Raw genomic sequence first — 744 nt, forward strand, 5'->3', positions numbered from 1 at the left:
GTTGGAGCACGGATTCGATATACGACTTTAATTCAGCCTGCGAGAAGTATTTCTGAAAGGTTCGGCGTGAAGTGAGATAGCCGTCTCGATACGGTTGCCCTCGATTGCTTGATCCGCTTTCTGTCATCACTGCTACAGACAACGCAACACGAGCGAGTCCATATGCACGACTTAGTGTTCGATCGCGCTCCTCGCGATCTTCGATGACGTTCAGAACAAATCCCAGGCTGACTAGATCGCACCCGACTATGGGAGCCGCTGCAGCAAAATGGGGATCCCATCCGCTTGCGCTGTACCCTTCATTGTTTAGCCCGTCGATGTCGTCGCCCTTCCCACATCCATAGTCGAACAGCGACTTATCTTTTGTTAGCAATCCGAATCTAATTAGCGCCTGTATCGGTGCTGACAACCCTGAACGAGTCAGCGCTGTTCTATATCTCTCAACGGTAGCCGGCCGCGGCCCGACTACGGATTCTGCAAAGTCTTCGCCGACAAAGTTGCCTGAAGGTACGAACACCCCTCCGATCAGCTCATATCCTGCTGCGGCTATTCGCTGAAGCCAATCGTTGCGAAATCCGATCCTAAAATTCTCGTCAAAAAGACCGATTGCCTCTGCATCCGCGGTGATGCGACTCCAGTGGCTACGGCGCGCGTCATCCAGATGGAGAAGAAGTTCCTTCCGGTGCAGAATCGGCGGATTGAGGGAGGAACGAAAATCACGGATGCTGAACTGAGGTTCCGGGT

At 53.0% G+C, this 744-nt stretch carries 1 protein-coding gene; it reads right to left on the reverse strand.

What is annotated here, in order from left to right; translation table 11 throughout:
• On the reverse strand, positions 1–744 hold a 744-nt coding region (locus tag ACFTXQ_RS36670), incomplete at both ends, for a DNA phosphorothioation-associated putative methyltransferase (RefSeq protein ID WP_382650025.1).

The organism is Streptomyces sp. NPDC057010 (assembly GCF_042673805.1).
GTDB lineage: Bacteria > Actinomycetota > Actinomycetes > Streptomycetales > Streptomycetaceae > Streptomyces.